The following is a 19,079-nucleotide window of genomic DNA, read 5'->3' as shown; positions in this document are numbered from 1 at the left end:
ATACGTCTTTAAGGCAGGTGACGGCCAATGACCCCCAACCCGATCGCGCCGCTTGTCGGCATCGTCATGGGTTCCCGTTCCGACTGGGAAACCATGCAGCACGCCGCCCAGAAGCTAGAAGCCCTGGGTGTTCCGTTCGAAGTGAAGGTGGTGTCCGCGCATCGGACGCCGGATGTGTTGTTCAGTTACGCCGAGCAGGCGGGCCCGCGTGGCCTGCGGGCCATCATCGCCGGTGCAGGCGGGGCCGCGCACCTGCCGGGCATGATCGCGGCCAAGACCGCCGTGCCGGTGCTGGGTGTGCCGGTGCAGTCCAAGGCCCTCAACGGCATGGATTCGCTGCTGTCGATCGTGCAGATGCCGGCCGGTATCCCGGTCGCCACCTTTGCCATCGGCAACGCCGGCGCCTCCAACGCCGCGCTGTTCGCCGCTGCGATGCTGGCCAGCGACCAGCCGGCGATCGGCCAGGCGCTCGATGCCTTCCGTGCACGCCAGACCGAAGACGTGATGGCCCACGACGATCCGCGCCAATGAGCCTGACCGTCGGCATCCTGGGCGGCGGCCAGCTCGCCCGCATGATGGTCCTGGCCGGTGCGCCGCTGGGGCTGCGCTTCGAACTGTATGACCCGGCCGCTGATGCCTGCAGCGGCCCGCTGGCGCCGCTCACCGTGGGCGCCTTCGATGACCGCCAGGCCCTGGCGGACTTCGCTGCCAAGGTCGATGTGGTCACCTTCGATTTCGAGAATGTGCCGGCCGACAGTGCGCAGTGGCTGGCCGACCGCGTGCCGGTCTACCCGCCGCCGTCGGCGCTGGCTGTCGCACAGGACCGGCTCAGCGAGAAGACCCTGTTCCAGCAGCTGGGCATTCCGCTGCCGGCCTTCGCCGATATCCGCAGCCGCGACGAACTGGCCGCCAAGGCCGCCGAATTCGGCCTGCCGTGCATCCTCAAGACCCGTCGCCTCGGCTATGACGGCAAGGGCCAGTTCCGCCTGCGCAGCGAGGCCGACATCGATGCCGCGTGGGATGCGCTGGGTGCACAGGTCGAGCGTACCGGCCTGATCCTGGAAGGCTTCGTGGCCTTCCAGCGCGAAGTCAGCGTGGTTGCCGTGCGTGGCCGCGATGGCAGCTTCGAGGCCTGGCCGGTCACCGGCAACTGGCATGTCGACGGCGTGCTGTCGGCCAGCGTGGCCCCGGCCGTGCTGTCCGACACCGAGCAGCAGGCCGCGATCGGCTATGCCCGCCGCGTTGCCGAGCACCTGCAGTACGTCGGCGTGTTCGCGCTGGAGCTGTTCTGCCGCGATGGCGAACTGCTGGCCAACGAGATGGCGCCGCGCGTGCACAACTCCGGCCACTGGACCATCGAAGGCAGCGAAACCTCGCAGTTCGAGAATCACCTGCGCGCCGTGCTGGGCCTGCCGCTGGGCAGCACCCGCATGCTGGGTCACGCCTGCATGCTGAACTGGCTGGGCGTGATGCCCGACCCGGCACCGGTACTGGCCCAGGCCAGCGGCCACTGGCACGACTACGGCAAGGAGCCGCGCGAGGGCCGCAAGGTCGGCCACGCCACGTTGCGCGACGATGATGCCGCTGCATTGGCCGATGCGCTGGATCAGGTTGGCCTGGAACTGGACCGCCAGGCCCAGGTGGCGCCGGCGGTACACGCGCTGCGCAATCGCTGAGCCCGGGCGTGCCGGCCAATGGCCGGCACAACCTTGTATGCCTGCAACGGTGTGGCGCGCCGGTGCAGGCATCGGCGCACCATTGCCGGTGGTAGCGTGGAGCTCCTTTCACAGGAGTCACGACCATGCTCGACTGGAATGCCTACCGCAAGGAACTGAAGGGCCGTATCGGCGAGATCGGCAAGCTCTCGCCGGACACGGTCAAGGGCTACGCGACCCTGGCCAATGCCGGCGCCCAGACCAACCATCTGGATGCCAAGACCCGCGAACTGATCGCGCTGGCAGTAGCGGTGACCACCCGCTGCGATGGCTGCATCACCGTACATGTGGATGCAGCACTGAAGCATGGCGCCAGCCGCGAGGAAATCGCCGAGGCACTGGGCGTGGCGGTGTCGCTCAATGCAGGCGCCGCGCTGGTGTATTCGGCACGGGTGATGGACGCGGTGGCCGCGCACGAGAACGCGTGAAGCGTGATCTGTAGAGCCGAGCCCATGCTCGGCTGGCCGGACAGCAGCCGAGCATGGGCTCGGCTCTACAGGGATCAGCGCAGCTGGCTTTCGGCGAATTCCCAGTTGACCAGCTGCCAGAAGGCGTCCAGGTAACGCGCCCGGTCATTCTGGTACTCGGTGTAGTAGGCGTGCTCCCATACATCGCAGCACAGCAGCGGGGTGCTTTCGCCGGTCAGCGGCGTGCCGGCGTTGCGGGTGGCCTGGATGCCGAGCTGGCCACCGGGGTGCTGCACCAGCCATACCCAGCCCGAGCCGAACAGGCCCAGCGCGGCGCGGTTGAACTCCTCGCGCAGGCGCTGCGCGTCACCGAACTGGCGCTTGACCAGCTCGCCCAATCGGCCCTGCGGCTCGCCGCCGCCGCGCGGCCGCAGGCACTGCCAATAGAAGCCGTGGTTCCAGGCCTGGGCGGCCGCATCGAACAGCCTGCCCTGGGCGTGGCGGACGATCTCATCCAGCGACGCTTCCTCCCACTCGGTGCCGAGGATGCCGGCGTTGACGGCATCCACATAGGCGCGATGGTGGCGGCCGTGGTGCAGTTCCACGGTCTGTGCGGACAGGTGCGGCTGCAGGGAGCCGGGAAGGTAGGGCAGGGCAGGCAATTCAACAGGCATGGACAGGTTCGTGGCCAGAGGGGCGGCGGCAGCCGGTTCCATCCGCTTACAATGGCGGCTACCGTGGGCAGTCTAGCCGACCACCGCGGTCGGTTTGTCCGGCGAAGCAAGGAGTGTGGTTGTGGCGGTAATGCAGCAAATCCAGGCCGAGGTCGATCGTTACCCGCTCGTGCTGTTCATGAAGGGCACCCCGCAATACCCGATGTGCGGCTTCTCCAGCCGCGCGGTACAGGCGTTGATGGCGGCCGGCGCGGTCACCCTGCGCACCGTCAACGTGCTGGAAGAACCCGAGATCCGCGCCAACCTGCCGCGCTTTTCCAACCTGCCGACCTTCCCGCAGCTGTTCATCAACGGTGAGTTGATTGGTGGCTGTGACATTGTCCTGGAGTTGTTCGAAGCCGGCGAGCTCAAGCGCATCGTCGAAGAGGCGACCCAAGGATGAGTGCCTGGCCATCGACGTCACCGGCCGACGGGGCGCTCGATGGCCGCCCGTTGCAGGATCGCGTAGTGCTGGTCGCCGGTGCCGGTGGCGGATTGGGTAGTGCGGCGGCAGTGGCTGCTGCGGCCGCCGGTGCCACCGTGGTCCTGCTGGGCCGCAAGCCGCGCCGCCTGGACCGTGTCTACGCCCAGGTGCAGGCGGTCGGCCCGGAGCCGCTGCTGTATCCACTGGACCTGGAAGGCGCGGGCCCCGACGACTATGCCGAGCTGGCCCAGGCCCTGCAGCGCGAGCTGGGGCGATTGGACGGCCTGCTGGTCTGTGCCGCTCACTTCCCTGGCCTGACCCCGTTTGAACTGGCCGACCCGGCCAGTTTCGCCCGCGCGGTGCACGTCACCCTGACCGCGCCGGCCTGGCTGGCCCAGGCCTGCCTGCCGCTGCTGCGGCAGCGTGAAGATGCGGCGCTGGTGTTTGCGGTCGATGCTCCCGAACGGGTGGGGCAGGCTTACTGGGGCGGTTATGGCGTGGCCCAGCATGGCCTGCGTGGCCTGATCGCCAGCCTGCACGACGAACTCGGCCGCAGCCCGGTACGGGTCAGTGGCCTGTACCCCGGTCCGCTGCGCACAGCCCTGCGGGCCCGGGCCTATTCCGTTGATCAGGACCCGGCCGCCCAAGGCCCGGAAGCCGCAGCGGCAGCGGCGGTGACCCTGTTGTCCGGCGCTGGCGCCGCCTGGCGGGGCAAGATTCTCGATGCCAGCGAGGCGCCCCCTGCGGAGTGAGTGCCGGGGAAAGACGGAGTGAAGAGCCCGTCACGATTGCGTTGCGAACCGGTGCCGTTTGTCGCACAACCGTCACATTGATGGCGTAGCGTGTTAATCTAGTGTTAACCGTTAGGGCTGCCTTCAGCCGAGCGGTAGGGAACCCCAGATAACTCTCCGATCAGCCACCCGCAGGGCTGCTTGGATGCGCTTTTTTTCCGCCATCGCCAACTCGCATCGAGGCTACCGAAAAATGACCCACCCACTCCGGATGTCCAAGCTTACCCTTGGTCTCGTGGCTGCACTTGCTGCCGCTCCCGCCTTCGCCCAGAGCAGCACCTCCGCCGGTGTCGGCGGCCAGGTGATGTCCGCCGCAGGCCAGCCTGTTGCCGGCGCTGAAGTCACCATCACGCACACCGAGTCGGGCACTGTTTCGCGTGCCACCACCGATGCGTCGGGTCGCTACAACGCGCGCGGCCTGCGCGTGGGTGGTCCGTACACCATCACCATCACCAAGCCCGGTGAAGGCACCAAGACCGAAGAAGGTGTCTACCTGAACCTGAACCAGGTCAACACCGTCAATGCCAACCTGGGCGGTGATCTGGCTGCGACCAACCTGGACGCGGTGAACGTTGTCGCCACTGCCGGCGGCCTGGACCTGTTCAGCGCCAACAAGATGGGCACCGGCACCAACGTGACCCGCGAAACGATGGATGCATTGCCGTCGGCCAGCCGCAACATCCAGGACTACGTCCGCCTGGATCCGCGCATCTCGCAGGTCAGCAAGGCTGACGGCGCGATCTCGGCCGGTGGCCAGAACACCCGTTACAACGCCATCCGCATCGACGGCATCAGCGCCTCCGATCCGTTCGGCCTGGGCTCCAACAACCTGCCGACCGAGCGTCAGCCGGTGTCGATGGACGCCATCCAGGAAATCAACATCGACCTGGCCAACTACGACACCACCATCGCCGGTGGTACCGGTGCGGTGATCAACGCCGTGACCAAGTCGGGCACCAATGAATTCCACGGCACCGTGTACGGCTCGTACCGCGACAAGGACATGGTCCGTTCGCGCCTGGAAGGTGACAAGCAGGACTTCAACGGCTTCGAGGACGAGAAGACCTACGGCATGACCTTCGGCGGCCCGATCGTCAAGGACAAGCTGTTCTTCTTCACCAACTATGAAAAGTACGAACGCTCGGCTGCCGGCGTCGCCCTGAGCGACACGCCGATCGGCCGTGGCACCATCACCCAGCAGCAGATCACCGACGTCCAGAACTTCCTGGGCAAGCTGGGCTACGATCCGGGCAGCCTGACGGCGCCGAACAGCAAGACCGAGATCGAGGAGTATGCGGTCAAGCTGGACTGGAACATCAACGAGAACCACCGTGCGGCCCTGCGCTACAACAAGATGGAGCAGAACGTCGTTCGCTTCCCGCAGGTCAGCAGCAGCGCCATCTCGCTGAGCAACTTCTGGTACCAGCAGCCCACCGAGTACGAAACCTGGATGGGCGAACTGTTCAGTGACTGGTCCGAGAACTTCTCGACCGAGTTCAAGGTCTCGCACAAGGATTACTCGGCCAACCGCGTCCCGCTGGTCGACATGCCGCAGATCCGCATCAAGTCGGGCAACGATTCGCTGTACGTCGGTACCGAACAGAACACCCACGTCAACATCGTCGAGTCGAAGGAACTGAGCGCCTTTGGTGCCGGTACCTGGTACATCGGTGACCACACCGTCAAGTTCGGCTTCGATTACTCGAAGAATGACCTGATGAACTTCTACGGCCGCAACCTCAACGGCGTGTACGAATTCAACAGCGTCAACGATTTCCTGGCGGGCAAGGCTTCGCGCTACCAGCTGCGTGCTCCTCGCGCCGATGGCAGCCGCAGCGACATCCCGGCCGACTTCACCCTGAAGAACACCGGCGTGTTCGTGCAGGACACCTGGGCGATCAACTACAACCTGAACCTGATGTTCGGCGTGCGCATCGACATGCCTGACTTCAGCACCCAGCGCCTGTACAACCCGCGCATCGAGCAGCTGTACGGCTTCAACAACACCAAGCTGGTCGACAAGAACCTGGTGCAGCCGCGCGTCGGCTTCAACTACACCTTCGACAGCGATCGCCCGACCCAGCTGCGCGGTGGCGTGGGCCTGTTCGGCGGCGCCGCCCCGAACGTGTGGCTGGCAGGTGCCTACCAGAACACCGGCCTGAACTACATCGAGTACGACGAGCGCAGCATCCCGGCCGGTGCCTTCACTCCGGACGGCAACAACCCGTACATCCCGGCCGGTGGCCCGGCTTCGGCCCGTCAGAACGTCGACATCATCGCGCCGGGCACCCGCCTGCCGTCGGTGTGGAAGGCCAACCTGGCGTTCGACCATGAGCTGCCGTGGTACGGCATCGTCGCGTCGGCCGAAGTGCTGTTCACCAAGGTCAAGGACGGCATCTACTTCGACCGTCTGGACGTGTCGGCGCCGACCGCCTTCGGTCAGGATGGCCGTGCGATCTACTGGAACGATGCTGGACGCAACTCGGCGAACACTCGCATCGATAAGGGTGTCGACTACGGCATCTCCACCGGTACCAAAAATGCAGTTGATCGTTTCAACCGTCCGAAGGACATCGGCGACGTTCTGGTCCTGCGCAATACCGACAAGGGTCGCGGCACCCAGGCCACCTTCTCGCTGGCCAAGCCGCTGACCGAGAACTGGGGCTGGTCGCTGGGTTACACCTACACCAAGTCGACCGAGGTCAGCCCGCTGTCCAGCTCGCAGAACACCTCGAACTGGAACAACACGCTCATCTTCAACGCCAATGAGAACGTGGCCTACAATTCGCGTTACGCGATGAAGGACCGCGTCACCGGCACCCTGGAGTGGAAGCACAACTTCTTCGGTGACAACGCCACCCGCGTGGGCCTGTTCTACGAAGGTCGCTCGGGCCGTCCGTACAGCTACATCTTCTACAACGATGCCAACGGCGACGGTGCCACCACCAACGACCTGTTCTACGTGCCGAAGGGTCCGGGCGACGTGCTGTTCACCGGTGGTGCCGCGATGGAGAAGCAGTTCTTCGATTGGCTGGCGCAGAATCCGGAACTCGATGCCTACCGCGGCAGCGTGGTCCCGGCCAACCGCCACCGCGCCTCGTGGGTCAACAGCTTCGATGTCCGCGTCAGCCAGGAATTCCCGGGCTTCATGAAGGGGCACAAGGGTGAAGTCGCCCTGGACATCATGAATGTCGGCAACCTGCTGAACAAGAAGTGGGGCCTGATCGACGACTACGGCTTCTACTCGACCCGTCGCGTTGCCAACTACGCAGGTATCGATCCGGCCACCGGCAAGTACGTGTACTCCTTCACCGGTTCGACCGACAACCCGTCGGTGCAGGAAAACAACAACGACAAGGGCAACACCGCCGTGTCGCGTTGGTCGATGCAGCTGACCCTGAAGTACAAGTTCTGATCCATCAGCGCTTGAAGTGGTAAGTGGAAACGGCCGGGGAAACCCGGCCGTTTTCCGTTCAGGCGAAAGTCCTTGCAGGGCGTGGGGCAACGGCGTAGCATCCAGAAATGTGCGCGGTGCCAACGCCGCCGATGCGGTCCCGGAATGGCGGACGCGGGCGGCACACATCCAACGGTCGGGCTTCCCGGCCGTTTTGCTTTTTAAGGGGGCGGCAGTACAGTCGGAAACCTTGAAGGAAGCGAAAAATTGGATATGACCACGAACGAAAAATCGGCCCGTGCACTGCCGGTGCAGGATGCCCGGATCTACCCGCGCGGTGGGCTGGATGTGCTGTCGCGGGCCGAGGTGGCACGCCTGCGCGATGCCTCCGCCGGCGGCATGCATGAGCTGCTGCGCCGCTGCGCGCTGGCCGTGCTGACCAGCGGCAGCGCCTCCGACGATCCGCGCGCTGCGCGCGATCTCTACCCTGATTTCGACATCCAGGTAGCGCAGCAGGATCGCGGCGTGCGCATCGATCTGGTCAACGCACCGGCGATGGCCTTCGTCGACGGCGAGATCATCCGCGGTGTCGCCGAACTGCTGTTCGCCGTCGTGCGCGACCTGGCCTACATGGCCATCGAAATGGGCCCGGCCTACGCGGCCGAGCTGGAGTCGTCCGAGGGCATCACCAACGCGGTGTTCGGCCTGCTGCGCAACGCGCGCATCCTCAACCCGGGCGATCCGAACCTGGTGGTGTGCTGGGGCGGCCATTCGATCTCGCGCGACGAATACCTGTACACCAAGCAGGTGGGCTATGAACTGGGCCTGCGCGGCCTGGACATCTGCACCGGCTGTGGCCCGGGTGCGATGAAGGGCCCGATGAAGGGTGCCACCATCGCCCACGCCAAGCAGCGCCGTACCGTGACGCGTTACATCGGCCTGACCGAGCCGGGCATCATCGCCGCCGAGTCGCCGAACCCGATCGTCAACCACCTGGTGATCATGCCGGACATCGAGAAGCGCCTTGAGGCCTTCGTCCGCATCGGCCACGGCATCATCGTGTTCGCCGGTGGCGTCGGTACCGCCGAGGAGATCCTGTACCTGCTCGGCATCCTGCTGCGCGAGGAGAACAAGGACCTGCCGTTCCCGCTGATCCTGACCGGCCCGACGGTAGCGGCACCGTACTTCGAGCAGATTGATCGCTTCATCCGCCTGACCCTGGGCGATGCGGCTGCCGAGCGCTACGAGATCATCATCGGCGACCCGGTGGCGGTTGCGAAGAAGATGGCCACCGGCATCAAGCGCGTGCGCGAGCACCGCCTGGCGCAGAAGGACTCGTTCTTCTTCAACTGGTCGATCGAGATTCCGTGGGAGTACCAGCAGCCGTTCGTACCCACCCACGAAGCGATGGCGGCGCTGGACCTGCACCACGGGCGTGCCCCGCACGCGCTGGCGGCCGACCTGCGCCGCGCGTTCTCGGGCATCGTCGCCGGCAACGTGAAGGAAGACGGCATGCGCCGCATCGAGCAGTTCGGGCCGTTCCAGATCCACGGTGACCCGGACATGATGCAGGCGCTGGATGCGCTGCTGCGCGCTTTCGTCGAACAGCGCCGGATGAAGATCTCCGGCGAGTACCAGCCCTGCTACCAGGTGCTGGCCTGAACCCGCGCCGGCGCGATGGGGATCGCGCCGGCACGGGTAGGGGAGGGCGGGTCGTCAAGGCTTTGACGCCCGTCGCCCCGGATTGACCGTTCATCCTGCCGCCGCTTGCCGGTGACGGGGCGATGGCCCATCGTGGCCACCAACACGCTGGGGAGCGTCCAATGTCTTTGCGCCGGCAAAACGGCTTCACGCTGGTTGAGTTGATGGTCACGGTTGCCGTGCTGGCGATCGTGGCCGCGATCGCCTTTCCGAGCTTCCAGGGCACTCTCCGCTCCAATCGGGTTGCGTCGGCAAACAATGAAGTCCTGGGCCTGCTCAGCCTGGCGCGGAGCGAGGCAATTCGCAGCAACCGCGGCGGTGGCGTGTGTGGCAGCAGCGACGGCGCGAGCTGTGACGGTAACTGGTCTGCCGGCATGCTGGCCTTCACTGACACCGATGGTGATGGCACGATGTCCTCCGAGGAAACCGTACTGCGGTTCGTCAGCGGCAGCCCCAAGCTGCAGCTGAGTGGGCCGTCGGAAGAGATCGCCTTCGATGGGCGGGGGCGCCGCAGGGCCGCCAGCGATCAGTCGATCCAGCTGGAGCCGGATGTGTGCAGCAAGGGCGCACTGGACAAACGCACTCTTACGGTAAATGCCTCTGGGCAGATCCGCAGCAGCAAGGAAACCTGCTCATGAACCCGCGTTCCATCCGCGCACGCCAAGCGGGCGGCTTCACTCTGCTGGAAGTGCTGGTTGCAATTATCGTTCTGGCATTCGGCCTGCTGGGATTCGCCCTGCTGCAGACCATGAACGTCCGCTTCGTACAGAGCGCCAACTATCGTACCCAGGCAACCAATCTCGCCTACGACCTGACCGAGCAGATGCGCAGCAACCGCTATCAAGCGGCATGGTACACCGCCGCGTCGTTTGAGGCAGGCAGCAAAACCGCAGAGAAGGCGTGCACGGCCGACACCGGCGACGTCGCTATTGCTGCAAAAATTGAACGTTGGCAATGCCAGGTTGTGAAGGCGCTGGGTGACGATGCCGGTGCCGAGGTGACCTACAAGGGGGGCGTGGTGAACGTCGCGATCACCTGGGGCGACCAGCGCTGGGATCCGGATGATCCGGACAAGGCCACTACCTTCGCGCTGGCGACGGAACTGTGAGCATGACCATGAAACATCGTACCTCCATGGCTGGTCTATCGCTGGTCGAACTGATGGTTGCGCTGGTGATCAGCTTGGTGTTGATGCTGGGCGTGGTCCAGGTGTTCATTGCCTCACAGACGGCTTCGCGCCTGTCTGAGGGGGCCTCCCGCGTCCAGGAAAATGCACGATTCGCGTTGGACTTCCTGGAGCGGGACATCCGGATGGCCGGGCACATGGGCTGCGTCAACGACCAGGCCCATGTAGTAAAGAACCAGGGAGACCCGGTATCGCATCTCGGTGCGACCTCCGGCGATGGCAGTCCGTTGGATTTCAGTGTTTCCATCCAGGGCTTCGACGCTCCCGACACGGCTCCCGGTGGCAGTCTGGCGCTGGGCGCGGACTGGTCGGCGCCCCAGGGCCTGCCGGCTGCGATCGCCGGATTGAGCCCGGCACCGGCCGGCGGCAGCGATGTGCTGTTGCTCCGGTTCTTCGCCCCCATGGGGGTGCCGGTCACGGCGATCTCTTCCGATGGCGGCGATGCACTCCTGGACGTGGACAGTGACCACGTCGCGCGCCTGACCAGCGATGGCATCAGCACGCCCACTCTGTTCGGCATCGCTGACTGTGGGCATGCCGATGTGTTCGCAGGCACGTTGAGCGCTGCGCGGGTGACTGCGACCTCGCTGGACCTGTCGCGCTACGTGGCCCAGCCAACCGGGCAGACGATGCTCTATCGCGCCGAGTCGATGGTCTATTACGTGGGTATCAATCCGGAGACGAAACAGCCTGGCCTGCGGCGAGCGCGCGCCGACAGCGATGGGGAATACACGATCAATGAAGAGTTGGTGGAAGGCATCGAAAGCCTGCAGCTGATGTACGGCCTGGACAACACTGCCAACATCAGTATCAGCACTCCGCCGGCCGGCAACATCACCCAGCTCGACGCAGCCGGCGGGGTCAGCACGGATGCCAATGCCGAGGGTGCTGCACAGTGGTTGCGCGTGGGGCAGGTGCAGGTTGGATTGCTGGCGCGCAGCCCATCGCCGTCGTCCTCGGCCCAATCGGCCAATGCGCTATCGGTGCTCGGCGTTGAGTTCACCAACAGTGACAAGCCCGACGGTCGCTACCGGTCCAGTTATGAAGTGTCGATTGCCCTGCGCAATCGCTTGTTCGGAAACTGATCATGCCCCATTTCCAGCGTTCATTCAGACCCGTCACCGCCCCCCGCCAGCAACGCGGTGCGGTGTTGTATGTCGCGTTGATCATGCTCATCCTGCTGGCATTGCTGGGTATCGCTGGCATGCAGGTGGCGGGCATGCAGGAGAAGATGGCAGCCAACTACCGAGCCGCCAACCGGGCGTTCCAGAATTCAGAAGGTGTGGTGCGTGCAGCCGAGCGCACGGTGGAACAGATCGCCAATCGCCAGGATGTCGGCGACGAGAGCCTGGTACAGGCCAGCGATGTGTCGCGGGTCTGCGATGACGGATTCGACCCGGCCGATTGGGCCGTGGAGCGCCGCGACGATACTCGCCCTGCCGTCAACGTAAGGCAGATCGACAGTTGCGTCATTGGTGAATCGGCGCTGGAGATGGGGCGGCCACTGGAAGACATCACACCGATCTACCAGATCACCGGATTTGCCACTGACGATGCGGATGCCAGCTCGTCCGCAGTGGTCATCGATACCGTATTCAAACTCTGAGGACGCAGGCCATGGCTTCGCGCAAATTCCGCTTCATGGCCGCAGGTGGCGCCGCACTGGCGCTGGGTGGGGGCTACTTCATCTATACCCTGATGGCGGCCCAGGGCCAGGGTACGCTGGCGCAGGCGCCGCTGAACATCCAGGTGCAGACGGCACCGGCATTCCTGATGGCGCTGGATGATTCCGGCTCGATGCTGTGGGAGGTGCTGAACAATACCCGCGACGGTGTCTATCGCTGGAGCGGGACGAGCTTCTACAGTGGCAATGTGGCGTACGGCTATGTTGATTCCGGGAACATGTATCACTATGTTTTCCCCAGCTACGGCCGAGATTCAAATCTGGCAGTTCCGCCATTGGATGCCTATGGCTTTGTGCGATCTCCGGATGTCAACGGCTCCTACTTTGATCCTCGCGAGACCTATGATTCCTGGAAAACCGGGCTTACGGGTTCGGCTGCCAATTTCCCAAGTGTTCCGATTGATCCGGCCGCAGCGCCCCTGGATCCGCGACCGGGTACGCCAGACGGCAAGAAGACCGGCATCCTTAATCTCGCTGCCAATTCGACAATGACGTCCATTGTTGTGAGCGGAAAAGCCGCAAACTGGCGTTTTCAGTTCTATAGCGGTATGGAACTGCCGAAAGATACGAGGATTGAAAACAATCGATGCAGCGATATTACCAGCCGGAACAGCAGTGTGAAGGACGGCTTCGCTGTGCTGAATCAGAAGGTGACGCTGAGCAGAAGCTGCAGTGCCGCAATGGTGTTCTATCCAGCCACGTTCTACCTGGAAAACCCGGCCTCGTTGCCGGCCGATTACGGCTATACCGCATCCCCGGTGGCGGTGACCAACCCCGTTGGCGGGCGTCCGGGTACGCTCTACAGGTATGAGATCAAGCTGGATAACTTCAACAAGGACCAGGCCAAGTACAACAAGGCGATGCAGAACTTCGCCAACTGGTTCAGCCTGTATCGGACCCGTCGCGAAGCGTTGATCGGTGCGGCCACCAATGCGCTGCATGGCACTACGAACCTGCGCGTGGGCTGGTTCCGAATCAATGATCGTGAGCAGGTCAAGATGCACAACATGACCGACGAGACCGAAAAGTCGAAGTTGCTTTACGACATCATGAGCAGAATGCGAGCCAGTGGTTCCACGCCTAACCGTTCTGCCGCAGACTACCTTGGCCAGCAGTTCCAGCGCACGGATGACGGCGCGCCAGTGCTATTGGCCTGCCAGAAGAATGCGGGCATGCTGTTCACTGATGGGTATATCAATGAAAGCGGCAACAAGACTCTGATGAAGGACCTGGTGGCGCCCTACTACAAGGGCCCACTAGTCGAAGACCTTGATAACGGCTCTGTGCCGGTTCCTGCAGAGTGCAGCAGTTCCAGTCCGGACCCGTCATTGGACTGCAACAAGAAACTGCACATGAACTTCTACGGTGTGACGCTGGGTACTCAGGGCAAAGAGTTCGGCGTCAAGTACCTTCCGGACCCGAAGAGGCCCTGGGTGCTCAGCCCAGATCCGTATGTTGTCAAGCCCAATTTCCCGACCACGACGCAGGATCTCAAGCCGGAAGCGGTCGACGAGCTGTGGAACGCGGTGTATGACACCCGCGGCGAGATGGTCAACGCCACGCGCCCGGGCGAAATCACCGCTGCCATGCGCCGGATCATCAGCAATGTTGCCCAGGGGGCCACGCCGTCCGGCTCGCGTTCGTTGACGGGGGCTCGTATCGGCGTGGGCTCGCTGTCGGTGGAGCCGTTCTACGAGGCGACCAACAACGGCACCGACTGGTACGGCAGGCTGCATGCCTACTCGCTGAAAGTGGACGAATCTACGCGCGGGATTGTCTCGGAGGAGGCATGGGAAGCGTCGGCGAAGATGCCAGCGGCCGCATCGCGCCGCATCCGCTTCTGGCGCAACGGTGAACTGGTTGATTTCACCGGCAGTAATGTCAGCCTGGCCAACCTGTGCGACAAGTCCAGTGTGATGTATCCGGGCATGCTGATCTGCAGTGCCTCGGAACTCGAAGGGCTCGCCACTAATTCGGCTACCGCCGTTGCGTACCTGCGTGGAGACACAACCAACGAAAAGCGCAGCGGCGGCAAGCTGCGCGACCGTACCACAGTGCTTGGGGACATCATCACCTCTACGCCGGCCCTGAGTTCGCCGCTGGATGACTACGGCTTCCGTCGCCTGCCAGGCGCGATGGGCACCAGTTATGCCGACTATATGGTCACCAAGCGCAATGACCGACGCTACATGGTCTACGCGGCTGCCAACGACGGGATGCTGCACGCCTTTGATGGCGGCATGGGCGCGGATGGCGAGATGGACAGCGATGGTGGCAAGGAGCTGTTTGCCTATATCCCATCCACATCGTTGGGTCATATGGGCAATCTGTTGCTGCCCAACGATCCCACCAACCAGAACGTCCAGCGCTTCCAGCATCGCTACTATGTCGATGGCCCGGTGACGATCAGTGATACCTACAGCGGCGGAAGCTGGACGACCTCGCTGGTCGGCACGGCGGGTGCCGGTGGGCGCAGCGTGTTCGCGCTGGATGTGTCCGATCCTGCCGAGTTCGGTGGCACCGGCTCGCTGCTGTGGGAGATCAGTGATCTCAACGCCTCGCTGGATGAGGACGTAAGGAGCAATATCGGCTACGTGCTGGGCAAGCCGGTGATCGTGCCGATGAAGAACTCTGACGGCTCGGTGGGCTTCCGGGCGATCTTTGGCAATGGCTATGAAAGCGAGAGCGGAAAAGCCGTGTTGTTCGTGGTCGACATGGCGGCTGGCAATACGCCGACCATCCGCATGATCGAGGCGGTCGAGTCGGGTACGGATCTGCCTGCCGGCAGCAATGGGCTGGGCAACATTGTGGTGGTGGATCGTTGGGGTGGGGCTGGACAGAACGAACGGGTCCGCGATGGTCTTGCTGATACCGTCTATGGTGCTGACAAGCGCGGAGCGGTCTGGAAGTTCGACCTGCGTGCGGACGCGGCACCGACGGTTCCGCTGTTCACCACCGATACCCATGTCGATCGCAGTGACAAGCGAACCTATCGCCAACCCATCACCGGCGGCTTGACGGTAACCACAGGCCCATCCGGTGGCGTGATGCTGATCTTCGGCACCGGCAGCTTCTCGTACTACGGCGATGAGAACGACGCTGCGGTGCAGGCGCTGTATGGCATCAATGACGTTGAAACCGGGCAGCCCAGTGCTACGCTGACGTCGGCCAATCTGCGCCCGTTCGCGGCGCAATTTGAGAATGGCGTTCGCACCCTGCTTCCGGGCACTGTTCCGGCGCTAAGCCGCGGCTGGACCGTAACGCTGTCCAACAAGGAGCGTGCGGTCGGCAATCCGCGCATCGTTTCCGGAGTGGTGTTCATGCCCACCTATATCCCGTCCGAGGCCAAGGGCTGCTCGGTGGATGGCGCGAACTGGGTGTTTGGCCTGCAGGCCGGCAGTGGCGAAGCGGCAATGTCGCAGGTGCGCTTCGGTGCACCGGACGGCACGTCGCCGGGGGCAGGTACGGCCGGTGTACCCCTGGAAACGGGCGGCAACGCACCGGTCAGGGATGTCACGACCTCTGTTGTCCCTCGCCTTGCGCCGCCGGATCCGGGTGAACCAGGGACTCCTCCACCGACGCCGCCGGGCGAGGCCTGCCTGATGCAGATTTCGGTGGCAGGTGCAAAACCGATGTACTTGCCTTACCCGTGTGGTCGCCAGTCGTGGAGGCAGATCCAGTGAGTAGTGTCCGTGTTTCGTCGATCAATGGAGTTGCTGCAATGCACACGACGTTCGCCCCTGGCCGCCTGGCCCGCGGATTCACTCTCATTGAACTGATGATCGTGGTGGCAGTCGTGGCGATCCTCGCTGCGATCGCGTACCCGAACTACAGTGAGCATGTGCGAAAGTCGCGGCGTGCGCAGGCCAAGGCCGATCTGGTGGAGTATGCGCAGCTGGCCGAGCGCTACCACACCATCAACAACACCTATGTGGGCTTCACCTTCCCGGGCGGAGCTGATTCCATCAACTCACCACGCGAGGGCGGCACTGCGGCCTACACCTTGTCCATGGAAACCGCGCAATCGACGTTTACGTTTACGGCGACGGCTGCCAATGCTCAGGCCGAAGACAAGTGTGGTGACCTGTCCCTCAACCAGGCCAATGTGAAGACATCCAAGGGCACGCTGTCCGAATGCTGGTGATGTGGAAAAGCGCGCCGGCGGGCGTCGTGGGCAGGAGTGTTGCACTCTCTGATCGAGGTGATTACAATGCGCCTCCCCGCCCGAATAGCTCAGCCGGTTAGAGCACTTGACTGTTAATCAGGGGGTCGTTGGTTCGAGTCCAACTTCGGGCGCCAGGTTATACGCATCAAAGGCTTGCGGTCATCCGCAGGCCTTTTTTGTTATCAGCAGGGTCGATCGGTCCTGGTCCGTGTTGATCGGACGCGCCCGCTGTTGCTGGCGATTATCCGGGAGTGCTCACGGCCGTCCGCGCAGATGCGCAGCGTCAGATTGGCTCCAGGGCTGCGGCCATCCGGTTGGAAGTAAAGCTGCGGCCGGCCACTGCTGGTGGTTCCCCGGATCCTGATGTTCGGAAAGCCTGCCTGGTGCATCAGAATAGCGTCGGCAGAAGAGGGGGGGGCGCGCCGGCCGCTTGTCCTGTAGATGACCCACCCCTGGCTCCAGTCGTCGCCGCAGTGGTGGCCATCGGTACTTGCGCAGATGCCGATCAAGTTTCGGCGCATGATCGCCTGGTAGCGCGCAGCAGCGAGTCCGGACTGCAGGTTGATACGGGTGGCGTCCGCACGCTGCCGCAACAGCATCGAATGCAGGGTGGGCCATCCGGCGGCCAGCAGCACGGCCAACACCGCCACCACCGCCATCAGTTCGACCAGGTGCATGCCTCGCGGCGCCGTAGGGTTGGGGATTGGGCAGTGGCGCATGAGTCCAGCCTCCCTCGTCCAGCGTCGCCGGCGCCATCAGGCACTGCCGCGCCCGCCTGCCCGGAAACCCCTCAGCTGGCCGTCACCGCTTGCCCCGTATACTCACCCTTCCCGGGAACTGGCAACACCATGAGCGACCGTTTTGAACTCGTCTCGCCGTATTCGCCGGCAGGCGACCAGCCTGATGCCATCGCAAAGCTGACCAGCAACTTCGAAGCGGGCATCGCCAAGCAGACCCTGCTGGGCGTCACCGGTTCGGGCAAGACCTACACCATCGCCAACGTCATCCAGAACGTGCAGAAGCCGACGCTGATCATGGCGCCGAACAAGACGCTGGCGGCGCAGCTGTACGGTGAGTTCAAGGCATTCTTCCCGCACAACGCGGTGGAGTACTTCGTCAGCTACTACGATTACTACCAGCCGGAAGCCTACGTGCCGTCGTCGGACACCTTCATCGAAAAGGACAGTTCGATCAACGAGCACATCGAGCAGATGCGGCTGGCGGCGACCAAGACCCTGCTGTCGCGCCCGGATGCGATCGTGGTGGCCACGGTGTCGGCGATCTATGGCCTGGGTGCACCCGAGGACTATCTGTCGCTGCGCCTGATCCTGTCCAAGGGCGAGCGCATCGACCAGCGCGACCTGATCAATCACCTCACCCAGCTGCAGTACACGCGCAACGAGTACGAGCTGCAGCGCGGTACGTTCCGCGTGCGTGGCGAAGTGATCGACGTGTTCCCGGCCGAGTCGGACAGCGAAGCACTGCGCCTTGAACTGTTCGATGGCGAGGTCGAGAAGATCACCCTGTTCGACCCGCTGACCGGCGAGACGCTGCGCAACATGCAGCGTTTCACTGTTTATCCGAAGACACACTACGCGACCACGCGCGAGCGCGTGCTGGCAGCGATCGAGACGATCAAGGTGGAGCTGAAGGAGCGGCTGGAGCAGCTGTACGCGCAGAACAAGCTGGTGGAGGCGCAGCGCCTGGCCCAGCGCACCCAGTTTGACCTGGAAATGATGGCCGAGGTTGGCTACTGCAACGGCATCGAGAACTACTCCCGGCATCTGACCGGCAAGAATGCCGGCGAGCCGCCACCGACCCTGTTCGATTACCTGCCGCCGGATGCACTGCTGGTGATCGACGAATCGCACGTGACCATTCCGCAGATCGGCGCCATGTTCAAGGGCGACCGCTCGCGCAAGGAGACCCTGGTCGAATTCGGTTTCCGCCTGCCGTCGGCGCTGGACAACCGCCCGCTGCGCTTCGAGGAGTGGGAGGAGCGCTGCCCGCGCAGCATCTACGTGTCGGCCACGCCCGGGCCCTATGAACTGCGTGAAGCCGGTGACGAGATCACCGAACTGGTGGTGCGCCCGACCGGCCTGATCGACCCGGTGGTGGAGATCCGCCCGGTCGGTACCCAGGTCGACGACCTGATGAGCGAGGCCAACGCGCGCATCAAGGCGGGCGACCGCGTGCTGGTCACCACGCTGACCAAGCGCATGGCCGAGAATCTCACGGAATACCTCACCGAACATGGTATCCGCGTGCGCTACCTGCACTCGGACGTGGACACGGTCGAGCGCGTGGAGATCATCCGCGACCTGCGGCTGGGCAAGTTCGACGTGCTGGTCGGCATCAACCTGCTGCGCGAAGGCCTGGACATGCCCGAGGTATCGCTGGTGGCGATCCTTGATGCCGACAAGGAGGGCTTCCTGCGTTCCACCGGTTCGCTGATCCAGACCATCGGCCGTGCCGCGCGCAACGTGCGTGGCAAGGCGATCCTGTATGCGGACAAGATCACCCGTTCGATGCAGGCCGCGATCGATGAGACCGACCGCCGTCGTGCCAAACAGGTCGAGTACAACGAGGAACATGGCATCGTGCCGCGCTCGGTGGCGCGCCCGATCGTCGACGTGCTGGAAGGCGCGCGTTCGGATGCGGCAGAGAAGGAAGCGAAGAAGGGCAAGGGCAAGGGCAGGCCTGGCGTGGCCGAGGACGGGGGCGACTATCGCTCGCTCAGCCCGGCCCAGCTGGCGTCCCGTCTCAAGGCGCTGGAACAGCAGATGTACCAGCATGCGAAGGACCTCGAATTCGAGGACGCGGCCCGCGTGCGCGACCAGATCAGGCAGCTGAAGGAGGCGAGTCTGGGCTGAACGCGGCAGTGCAGCATCTTCTTCAC

General features: G+C 63.9%; 16 protein-coding genes and 1 tRNA gene. 15 read left to right on the top strand and 2 right to left on the bottom strand.

What is annotated here, in order from left to right; translation table 11 throughout:
* The first annotated feature begins 27 nt into the window (after positions 1-27).
* From purE to AC5P8J_RS01300, 3 genes are all read left to right on the top strand, one after another.
* A complete protein-coding gene (purE, locus tag AC5P8J_RS01310; RefSeq protein WP_005412808.1) occupies positions 28-531 on the top strand; it encodes a 5-(carboxyamino)imidazole ribonucleotide mutase in 504 nt (167 codons plus the stop codon).
* Complete coding sequence (locus tag AC5P8J_RS01305; RefSeq protein WP_021203581.1) at positions 528-1,676, top strand: 5-(carboxyamino)imidazole ribonucleotide synthase; 1,149 nt, start codon at positions 528-530, stop codon at positions 1,674-1,676. Before purE ends, AC5P8J_RS01305 begins: the two co-directional genes overlap by 4 nt.
* A gap of 125 nt (positions 1,677-1,801) precedes the next feature.
* Complete coding sequence (locus AC5P8J_RS01300) at positions 1,802-2,143, top strand: carboxymuconolactone decarboxylase family protein (RefSeq protein ID WP_019659022.1); 342 nt, start codon at positions 1,802-1,804, stop codon at positions 2,141-2,143.
* 74 nt (positions 2,144-2,217) lie between these two features.
* On the opposite strand, the gene AC5P8J_RS01295 is transcribed toward AC5P8J_RS01300, so the two are convergent.
* The gene (locus tag AC5P8J_RS01295; protein ID WP_026346913.1) at positions 2,218-2,796 is read right to left on the bottom strand and encodes a superoxide dismutase; all 579 of its coding nucleotides are present in this window, start codon (positions 2,794-2,796) and stop codon (positions 2,218-2,220) included.
* 121 nt (positions 2,797-2,917) lie between these two features.
* Between AC5P8J_RS01295 and grxD the strand changes: the two genes are divergently transcribed.
* From grxD to AC5P8J_RS01240, 11 genes are all read left to right on the top strand, one after another.
* Positions 2,918-3,238 (top strand): Grx4 family monothiol glutaredoxin, encoded by a 321-nt coding sequence (gene grxD / locus AC5P8J_RS01290; RefSeq protein ID WP_005408852.1) that lies wholly within the window; start codon positions 2,918-2,920, stop codon positions 3,236-3,238.
* Positions 3,235-4,011 carry an SDR family NAD(P)-dependent oxidoreductase gene (locus AC5P8J_RS01285; RefSeq protein WP_111097902.1) on the top strand — a complete coding sequence of 259 codons (777 nt, stop codon included), beginning with the start codon at positions 3,235-3,237 and terminating at the stop codon, positions 4,009-4,011. Before grxD ends, AC5P8J_RS01285 begins: the two co-directional genes overlap by 4 nt.
* 232 nt (positions 4,012-4,243) lie before the next feature.
* Positions 4,244-7,465 carry a TonB-dependent receptor gene (locus AC5P8J_RS01280; protein ID WP_021203584.1) on the top strand — a complete coding sequence of 1,074 codons (3,222 nt, stop codon included), beginning with the start codon at positions 4,244-4,246 and terminating at the stop codon, positions 7,463-7,465.
* A gap of 252 nt (positions 7,466-7,717) precedes the next feature.
* Complete coding sequence (ppnN, locus tag AC5P8J_RS01275; RefSeq protein WP_019659018.1) at positions 7,718-9,106, top strand: nucleotide 5'-monophosphate nucleosidase PpnN; 1,389 nt, start codon at positions 7,718-7,720, stop codon at positions 9,104-9,106.
* Positions 9,107-9,267: 161 nt separating this feature from the next.
* A complete protein-coding gene (locus AC5P8J_RS01270; RefSeq protein ID WP_021203585.1) occupies positions 9,268-9,783 on the top strand; it encodes a GspH/FimT family pseudopilin in 516 nt (171 codons plus the stop codon).
* Entirely contained in the window at positions 9,780-10,253 is a 474-nt protein-coding gene (pilV, locus tag AC5P8J_RS01265) for a type IV pilus modification protein PilV (RefSeq protein ID WP_021203586.1), read from the top strand. Before AC5P8J_RS01270 ends, pilV begins: the two co-directional genes overlap by 4 nt.
* A gap of 2 nt (positions 10,254-10,255) precedes the next feature.
* Positions 10,256-11,416, top strand: a complete 1,161-nt coding sequence (locus tag AC5P8J_RS01260) for a PilW family protein (protein ID WP_021203587.1) — start codon at positions 10,256-10,258, stop codon at positions 11,414-11,416.
* A 2-nt stretch (positions 11,417-11,418) separates the two neighbouring features.
* Positions 11,419-11,937: a PilX N-terminal domain-containing pilus assembly protein gene (locus AC5P8J_RS01255; protein ID WP_021203588.1), complete on the top strand. Its 519-nt coding sequence runs from the start codon at positions 11,419-11,421 to the stop codon at positions 11,935-11,937.
* Positions 11,938-11,948: 11 nt separating this feature from the next.
* Complete coding sequence (locus AC5P8J_RS01250; protein WP_021203589.1) at positions 11,949-15,698, top strand: pilus assembly protein; 3,750 nt, start codon at positions 11,949-11,951, stop codon at positions 15,696-15,698.
* A 38-nt stretch (positions 15,699-15,736) separates the two neighbouring features.
* Entirely contained in the window at positions 15,737-16,159 is a 423-nt protein-coding gene (locus AC5P8J_RS01245; RefSeq protein ID WP_019659012.1) for a type IV pilin protein, read from the top strand.
* Positions 16,160-16,237: 78 nt separating this feature from the next.
* Positions 16,238-16,314 (top strand) — tRNA-Asn (locus tag AC5P8J_RS01240).
* A gap of 48 nt (positions 16,315-16,362) precedes the next feature.
* Here the strand turns inward: AC5P8J_RS01240 and AC5P8J_RS01235 are convergent.
* Positions 16,363-16,899, bottom strand: a complete 537-nt coding sequence (locus AC5P8J_RS01235; RefSeq protein ID WP_495216578.1) for a GspH/FimT family protein — start codon at positions 16,897-16,899, stop codon at positions 16,363-16,365.
* 129 nt (positions 16,900-17,028) lie between these two features.
* Between AC5P8J_RS01235 and uvrB the strand changes: the two genes are divergently transcribed.
* A complete protein-coding gene (gene uvrB, locus AC5P8J_RS01230) occupies positions 17,029-19,053 on the top strand; it encodes an excinuclease ABC subunit UvrB (protein ID WP_021203591.1) in 2,025 nt (674 codons plus the stop codon).
* Positions 19,054-19,079 lie beyond the last annotated feature (26 nt).

This window comes from Stenotrophomonas sp. YJH_SMC_37 (assembly GCF_059370035.1).
The sequence above is the reverse complement of the archived record's forward strand: the minus strand, read 5'-3'. Positions and strand labels throughout refer to the sequence as shown.